Consider the following 7,121-nt stretch of genomic DNA (forward strand, 5'->3'; position numbering starts at 1 on the left):
GCGTCGAATGGCCCGAGCCGACCTCGATGATGTGCTGAGGCTTGCGCTCGCGCACCAGGGCGTAGGCCACGGCGGCGTCGAGCGAGGGGAACCACGACTGGTCGAACAGGCTCTTGAGGCCCTCGAGCTGGGCGGCGTGCGCGTCGACCGCGTCGATCACGCCGGTGAAGACGGCCTTCGCCTCATCGAACAGCCGTTCGATCGCGGGATAGGGCGGCTGCGCGCCGGGCGGCGGCAGCAACGGCGCATAGCGATGCGGGATGAACCAGCCGCGCGGCTTGAGGCCAAGCACGGTCGGCAATCCCAACTTCAGCCGTCGCCAGCGACCGCGCAGGCTGGGCCCAGTCATGGCGCAATACTCACGGGCTGAGGGTCAGGCCTTCGTGGGCGACGATCGCGCGCGGCAGGCCGTTGGCAGCGGTGCCGGGACGCGCCGCTGCGGCCTCGCGCGCCACGCCGTCCATGAAGGCATCGTCGTGGCTGGGATCGTGATGGAAGATGGCGAGCGTGCCCACGCCGGCGGCGTCGGCGACGCGCATGCCTTCCTGCCAGGTCGAATGGCCCCAGCCCTTGTACCGGGGATATTCGGCGTCGGTGTAGCTCGAATCGTAGATCATCACGTCAGCGCCGCGGCACAGATCGACGATGGCTTCGTCGAGCCCGTCGCCCTGCTGCTCGGTGTCGGTGATGTAGCAGATCGATTTGCCGCCGTATTCGATGCGGTAGCCGGTGGCGCCCTGCGGATGATTGAGCGGCGCCGTGCGCATCGCAATGTCGCCGCAGGCCAGCGTCTGGCCGCTCGTGAACTCGTTGAACTCGACCTGCGCCTGGAACACTTCCAGCGAGACGGGATAGAGCGGGGCCTGCATCAGGTTGCTCACGACCTTCTTCAGGGTGTGCGGCGCGTGGAGATGGCCGGCCCACAGGCGCACCGAATTGCGCTTCTCGAACAGCGGCGCGAAGAAGGTAAGGCCCATGATGTGGTCGAGATGGGTGTGGGTGAAATAGATGTCGATGTCGATCGGTGCCTGGCGGGCGAGCTCGAGGCCGAGCGGCCGGATGCCGGAGCCGGCATCGAAGATCAGGCGACGGCCGCCGGCGGTGACTTCCAGGCACGACGTATTGCCGCCATAGCGCGTGTACTCGGCGCCTGAACAGGATATCGAGCCTCGTACTCCCCAAAAACGGACTTTTAGACCATTCGCCAATGCGACCTTCCCTCGGCGCGCAGAGTCCACGGGCCGGCTGCTGTCGTCAACCGAGGCCAAGGTCGCGCACCGCCGGTGGGAGGGTGGGTGCAAATTTGCCCGAAGCCTCGCGTAGGCTGCAGACAGGTGAGTTTATCACGCTTTCTTGCATGGGTCGGTCAAATCAGCGGCCAGTTCGCTGCTTGTGCGCGTTGCTTGCGGACCAGTTCGGAGCAATACTTTTGTCATGGAAATCGAAAACCAGGCTGCCCATGCGATTGTCCAACCGCCCATGCGCAAGGCGAAGTTCGCCATTGGCCAGGTGGTGAAACACCGCGTCTACCCGTTCCGCGGCGTCATTTTCGATGTCGACCCGGTGTTCGCCAATACCGAGGACTGGCTGGCGTCGATTCCCGAGGAGGTGCGGCCGCGCCGCGACCAGCCGTTCTATCACCTGCTGGCCGAGAACGCGCAGACCACCTACGTCGCCTATGTCTCCGAGCAGAACCTCCTGCCCGACGACACCGGCAAGCCGGTGTCGCACCCGCAGGTGCCGCAGTTCTTCAAGGAGCTGAAGCGCGGCCACTACGTCTCGCGAGACCGCGCGCTGCACTAGCAGGAAGTATCGGGCTCAAGTGTCTTCCGGACCGCGCGCTTCCAGCGCGCTCATGCTCGGAAGCGACCTGAGCTCCAGGCCCATGCACTAGCGGTGCGAGCAAGCCCAGTTTCACGGGATTGTTCTCGACATAGTCGATCGTCCGCGCGAGATGGCCTTCATCTCGAACGAACCTGTCGAAGAAGTCCTTGTGCCAGAACGGTCCGGTTCGACCGAGAATAGTGTTTGCCCGGTTGGCCGAATAGGATTTCCACGAGTGGACTATGTCACCCAGCCTGTTGCCGTCGCCAGGCTCGACCACGACATGGACGTGATTTGGCATGATGTACCAACTGAGCACGCGATAGCGTTCACCGTCGAAGTGCAGGATGACATTCTCGACCAGCTCGGCGACGGCTGGTTGCCCTAGCCAGCACGCACCTAGGCCACCGTCCAGCCTTTCATCCGTCTTGGCCAGATTGTCTGGGAGCTTGGCAAGAGCCTCGGCAACTGCTCGAGGAAGACTATCGAAGAGCCGAAAGGTGATGAATTGAACCGTTTCGGCTGAGTCGAAGTGGGGAAGATAGCCTCGAGAATGCCATCCCTTGTGGGCCATGCTCATCACCGGTTTTGGCACCTCATGAGCGCGCTGGAAGCGCGCGGTCCGGAAGAGGAAGAGGAGGACGAAGAGCTAGTTCAGCGGGAACGGGAAGTACTTGTCGTTGATCTTCTTGTAAGTCCCGTCGGACACCATCTCGCTGAACGCCTTGTTCAGCGCGTCGCGCAGCTTCTGGTCTTCCTTGCGCAGGCCGGCGGAGACGCCGAGGCCGAGCGTCTGGTTGTCCTTGATGTCCTGGCCGACGATCTCGCAGCATTTGCCTTCGGGTTTCTGGCTCCACAGCCAGAGCTGCGCCTTGTCGCCGAACACCGCGTCGACGTCGTTCTTGGCCAGCGCATCGAGCGCCTCGGCGATGGTGTTGTAGCGCTTGAGCTGGGCGGAGCGGCGGAAACTCTTGTCGGCCCAGTCGGCGTGCGTCGAATCCTTCTGGATGCCGATGCGCTTGTTGCGCAACAGCGACGGCGGCCCGTCGAACGGCGCACCCTTGGCGGCGATGAAGGCGCCGGGCGAGAGATAATAGCGGCGCGACAGGCCCATGCGCTTGCGCCGCTCGCTGGTCACTTCCATCGACGACATGATGACGTCGAATTTCTTCTCGATGAGGCCCGGGATCAGGTCGTCCCACTTGAAGGCCGCGAACTCGCACTCCGCCTTGATGCGCTGGCAGGCCTCCTGTGCCAGCTCCATCTCGAAGCCGGCCGGCATGCCCTTGCGGTCGAGGTAATTGAACGGCGGATAGCCCGCCTCGGTCGCCACCGTGATCTTGAAGGCGGGTGGCGGGAACTTCGAAGTCGACTTGGCCGGCGCCGCTGCCGGTTTGGCCGGCGGCGCGGCGGGTTTCGCCGGCGGCTTGGGCGGCGCCTGCTGCGGTTGCGGCGGCGTCTGCTGCTGGGCCAGGGCCACGCCGGCTCCCGCCATATTGGCCATCGCCACGAACGCCAGGAAGATGGCCCGGAACCTCATGCGACCAGCCGCTCCAGCACCGCGTTCAGCCGCTGCCGGCCGGCGGGGGTCGCCCGAAGGTGCGTGGCGTCGACCTCGAGGTAGCCGGCCTTGGTCAGAGGGGCCAAACGGTCCTCACCCAGCGCCGCCACGGGGTCGGCCCCGGTCGTGGACGCGAACATGGCCCGGTCGATGCCCTCGGCCAGCCGCAGTCCCATCATCAACGCCTCCTCCACCAGATCCTGCCCGGCAACCAGGGTCGTCTCCGCCGTGCCATGGCCGTGGCGCTCGACGGCCTCCAGCCAAGCCTCCGGCCCGCTCGCCCGCCGGGTGGCGCGCTTGCCGGCGCCCTCGGCGAACCGGCCATGCGCCCCCGGCCCGATGCCGACGTAATCCTGATACCGCCAATAGATCAAATTATGGCGGCAGGCAGCCCCGGGCCGGGCGTGATTGGAAATCTCGTAGGCCGGCAGGCTGGCAGCCGCGAGCCGCTGCTGCGTCAGCTCGAACATCGCCGCCGCCTCGTCCTCGCCCGGCAGGGCGAAGGCGCCGCGGGCATGGTCGGTGAAGAAGCGTGTCCCCCGCTCAATGGTGAGCTGGTAGAGCGACAGGTGCTCGCCGGCCAACGCCAGCGCTTGCTCGAGCTCGGCCGCCCAGGCCGCCTCGGTCTGGCCGGGCCGGGCATAGATCAGGTCGAAGGAATAGCGCGCGAAGTGCCGGCGCGCCGTGGCGATGGCCTCGATCGCCTCGTCGGCGGAATGCTCCCGGCCAAGGAACCGCAGCGATGCCGCATCGAGCGCCTGCACGCCGAGCGACACGCGATTGACGCCGGCTTCAGCCAACGCGGCGAAGCGAGACGCCTCGACCGAGGTCGGATTGGCTTCGAGCGTGATCTCGATGTCGCCTGCTGTGTCCCACAATGCCTTCACGCGCTCGATCACCGCGCCCACGGTTTCGGGCTGCATCAGCGAGGGCGTGCCGCCGCCGAAGAACATCGTCTCGACGCGTCGCCCGGGCGCTTCGCGCGCGGCGTGCTCCAGTTCCTTCAGCAGTGCGTCGCGCCAGCGTGAATGATCAACTCCATCGCGGACATGGGAATTGAAATCGCAGTAGGGGCACTTCGATTTGCAGAACGGCCAATGAACGTAAATGCCCAAGGGCCCCCGCGTCGGCGGCGTCATTTGAAGCAGGCCTCCACGAGCATCCGGAAGGCGCGGCCGCGATGGCTGATGGCGTTCTTCTCGGCGTCGGTCATCTCCGCCGTCGTGCGCGTGTCGCCTTTCGGTTGGAAGCAGGGATCGTAGCCATGGCCGCCCGTGCCGCGCGGCGGCCAGACGATGCGGCCATCGAGCGTGCCGTGCACCATCTCGACGTGCTCATCAGGCCAAGCCAGCGCCAGCACGCAATGAAAGGTGGCGGTGCGGGCGGCGTCGGTATCCGGCACCTTGCGCTTCGCGAGCTCGTCCTGGATGCGCTTCATGCCGACCATGGCGTCGCGCGTCGGGCCTTCCCAGTCGGCAGTGTAGAGACCGGGCTGGCCGTCGAGCGCCGCGACGCTGAGGCCCGAATCGTCGGCCAGTGCCGGCAGACCGCTGGCGCGCGTTGCCGCCAGGGCCTTGAGGGTCGCGTTGTCCTCGAACGTCGTGCCGGTCTCGTCCGGCACCGGCAGGCCAAGCTCGCCGGCCGAGACGATCTCGACGCCGAACGGCGCCAGCATAGTGCGGATCTCGCCCGCCTTGCCGCGATTGTGGGTCGCCACAACCAGCTTGGGCAGGGCAAAGCGGCGAGCCATCAGGGAGACTTTATGGAAGAGGGGCCGATCGCCAGGCGCTGCAGGCGCGTCAGCTCGCCGATGCCCTTCTTGGCGAGCTCGAGCAGGGCGATGAACTCCGGCTCGCTGAACGGCTTGTCCTCGGCCGTGCCCTGCACCTCGACGATGCCGCCCGAGCCGGTCAGCACGAAGTTGGCGTCGGCCTGCGCCTTGGAATCCTCGGGATAGTCGAGGTCGAGCACGGGCGTGCCCTCCCACAGGCCGCACGACACGGCGGCGACCTGGCCGGTGATCGGGCTGGCTGAAAGCTTGCCTTCCTTGATCAGGCGCTCGAAGGCGAAGTGCAGCGCCACCCACGAGCCGGTGATGCTGGCGGTGCGCGTGCCGCCATCGGCCTGCAGGACGTCGCAGTCGATGTTGATCTGCCGCTCGCCCATGGCGGGGAGGTCAACCACGGCGCGCAGCGAGCGGCCGATCAGGCGCTGGATCTCCTGAGTGCGGCCCGATTGCTTGCCGCGGGCGGCCTCACGGTCGGTACGGGTATGGGTCGAGCGCGGCAGCATGCCGTATTCGGCGGTCACCCAGCCCTTGCCGGTGTTGCGCATCCAGGGCGGCACGCGCTCGTCGATCGAGGCGGTACACAGCACATGGGTGTCGCCGAACTTGACCAGGCACGACCCTTCGGCATGGCGCGAAAAGCCCGGTTCGAGGGACACCGGGCGAAGCTGGTCGGGGGCGCGGCCGGAAGGGCGCATGGTTTCTCCTGAATAAGGCAAAGGCCGCGGAAAGCAGTGGGCTGACAGCGGCCGGCCGGTGTAGCGCCGCGGGCCGGCCAAATCCAGCTATCCCTGGCGCGTGCGTTGACCGGACCTCTTGCACTACCTACGTTTGTTCCATGGCCATACATCGGATCGGACCGGTTCGAGGCGTCCTCAGCGACCTCCCGGTGGGCCCGCGGCAGACTGCCTCGGTGGCCGAGTTGAACGAGCGTGCCCGCGAGGTGCTGCGGCACGTCGTCGAAGGCTACGTCGAGACCGGCGAGCCGGTGGGGTCGCGCGCGCTGACGCGCAAGCTCACCGAGACGCTGTCGCCCGCCACCATCCGCAACATCATGGCCGACCTGCAGGATCTCGGCCTGCTCTATGCCCCGCACACCTCGGCCGGGCGCCTGCCGACCGAGGCGGGCCTGCGTCTGTTCGTCAACGGCCTGCTGGAAGTCGGCAACCTGTCGCCGGAGGAGCGCGAAAGCATCGAGGCGCGTTGCGCCACGGTCGGCCGCTCCGTCACCGAGGCGCTGGAACAGGCGACCACGCTTCTATCCGGCCTGTCGCGCTGCGCGGGCGTCGTCATGGCGCCCAAGACCGAGCAGCCGCTGAAACACATCGAGTTCGTCAATCTCGGCCCGGGCCGCGCGCTGGTGGTCACGGTCACCCAATCGGGTCACGTCGAGAACCGCGTGATCGACACGCCGATCGGCATGCCGCCCTCGGCCCTGGTCGAGGCGACGAATTATCTGAACGCGCGTCTGATCGGCCGCACCATCGAGGAGTCGCGACGTCTCATCGTAGAGGATCTCAAGGTCAAGCGGGCGGAGCTCGACGAGCTCACGGCCAAGGTGATCGAATCGGGCATGGCGACCTGGGCCGGCGAGCCGGGCAGCGCGCTGATCGTGCGCGGCCAGGCGCGGCTCCTGGAGGACATCACCGCCATAGAAGACCTCGAACGCGTGCGCACGCTGTTCGATGCGCTGGAGCGCGGCGAGAGTTTCGTGCGCCTGCTCGAGCTCGCCAACGTGGCCTCGGGCGTGCAGATCTTCATTGGCGCCGACAATCCCCTGTTCGCCAACACCGGCTGCTCGATGGTGGTGGCGCCGTTCCGCGATTCGCAGGAACGCATTCTGGGCGCCATCGGCGTCATCGGCCCGACGCGATTGAATTACGCGCGGATCATCCCGCTGGTCGACTACACCGCACGTACGATCGGTCGCGTCGTCGGCTAAGGGAGCGC

At 66.6% G+C, this 7,121-nt stretch carries 9 protein-coding genes and 1 pseudogene; 3 read left to right on the forward strand and 7 right to left on the reverse strand.

The window, feature by feature from the left end; all coding sequences use genetic code 11:
* Positions 1 to 349: pseudogene (locus RSO01_RS45305) on the reverse strand (class I SAM-dependent methyltransferase); the annotation flags it as partial.
* Positions 350 to 359: 10 nt separating this feature from the next.
* Positions 360 to 1,208, reverse strand: coding sequence for an MBL fold metallo-hydrolase (locus RSO01_RS45310; protein WP_147157211.1), 849 nt, complete (start codon positions 1,206 to 1,208; stop codon positions 360 to 362).
* Between the two features lie 226 nt (positions 1,209 to 1,434).
* Between RSO01_RS45310 and hspQ the strand changes: the two genes are divergently transcribed.
* The gene (gene hspQ, locus RSO01_RS45315) at positions 1,435 to 1,803 is read left to right on the forward strand and encodes a heat shock protein HspQ (RefSeq protein WP_246159251.1); all 369 of its coding nucleotides are present in this window, start codon (positions 1,435 to 1,437) and stop codon (positions 1,801 to 1,803) included.
* Here the strand turns inward: hspQ and RSO01_RS50230 are convergent.
* Positions 1,751 to 2,125 carry a transposase gene (locus RSO01_RS50230; protein WP_373868006.1) on the reverse strand — a complete coding sequence of 125 codons (375 nt, stop codon included), beginning with the start codon at positions 2,123 to 2,125 and terminating at the stop codon, positions 1,751 to 1,753. The genes hspQ and RSO01_RS50230 overlap by 53 nt on opposite strands.
* On the opposite strand from RSO01_RS50230, the gene RSO01_RS49360 reads away from it, so the two are divergent.
* Complete coding sequence (locus RSO01_RS49360; RefSeq protein ID WP_246159252.1) at positions 2,060 to 2,212, forward strand: hypothetical protein; 153 nt, start codon at positions 2,060 to 2,062, stop codon at positions 2,210 to 2,212. The genes RSO01_RS50230 and RSO01_RS49360 overlap by 66 nt on opposite strands.
* 261 nt (positions 2,213 to 2,473) lie before the next feature.
* Here RSO01_RS49360 and RSO01_RS45325 read toward each other — a convergent pair whose 3' ends face one another.
* The 4 genes from RSO01_RS45325 to rph are packed head-to-tail and all read right to left on the reverse strand — an operon-like array spanning position 2,474 to position 5,869.
* Positions 2,474 to 3,364 (reverse strand): transporter substrate-binding domain-containing protein, encoded by an 891-nt coding sequence (locus tag RSO01_RS45325; protein ID WP_147157212.1) that lies wholly within the window; start codon positions 3,362 to 3,364, stop codon positions 2,474 to 2,476.
* Positions 3,361 to 4,524: a radical SAM family heme chaperone HemW gene (hemW, locus tag RSO01_RS45330; RefSeq protein WP_147157213.1), complete on the reverse strand. Its 1,164-nt coding sequence runs from the start codon at positions 4,522 to 4,524 to the stop codon at positions 3,361 to 3,363. The genes RSO01_RS45325 and hemW overlap by 4 nt, the downstream gene beginning before the upstream one ends.
* A complete protein-coding gene (gene rdgB, locus RSO01_RS45335) occupies positions 4,521 to 5,135 on the reverse strand; it encodes an RdgB/HAM1 family non-canonical purine NTP pyrophosphatase (protein WP_147157214.1) in 615 nt (204 codons plus the stop codon). The genes hemW and rdgB overlap by 4 nt, the downstream gene beginning before the upstream one ends.
* Positions 5,135 to 5,869, reverse strand: a complete 735-nt coding sequence (rph, locus tag RSO01_RS45340) for a ribonuclease PH (RefSeq protein ID WP_147157215.1) — start codon at positions 5,867 to 5,869, stop codon at positions 5,135 to 5,137. Before rph ends, rdgB begins: the two co-directional genes overlap by 1 nt.
* 215 nt (positions 5,870 to 6,084) lie before the next feature.
* Here rph and hrcA point away from each other — a divergent pair, with 215 nt between their 5' ends.
* A complete protein-coding gene (gene hrcA, locus RSO01_RS45345) occupies positions 6,085 to 7,113 on the forward strand; it encodes a heat-inducible transcriptional repressor HrcA (RefSeq protein WP_246159253.1) in 1,029 nt (342 codons plus the stop codon).
* The last annotated feature ends 8 nt before the right edge of the window (positions 7,114 to 7,121 follow it).

This window comes from Reyranella soli, from assembly GCF_007992495.1.
GTDB classification, from domain to species: domain Bacteria; phylum Pseudomonadota; class Alphaproteobacteria; order Reyranellales; family Reyranellaceae; genus Reyranella; species Reyranella soli.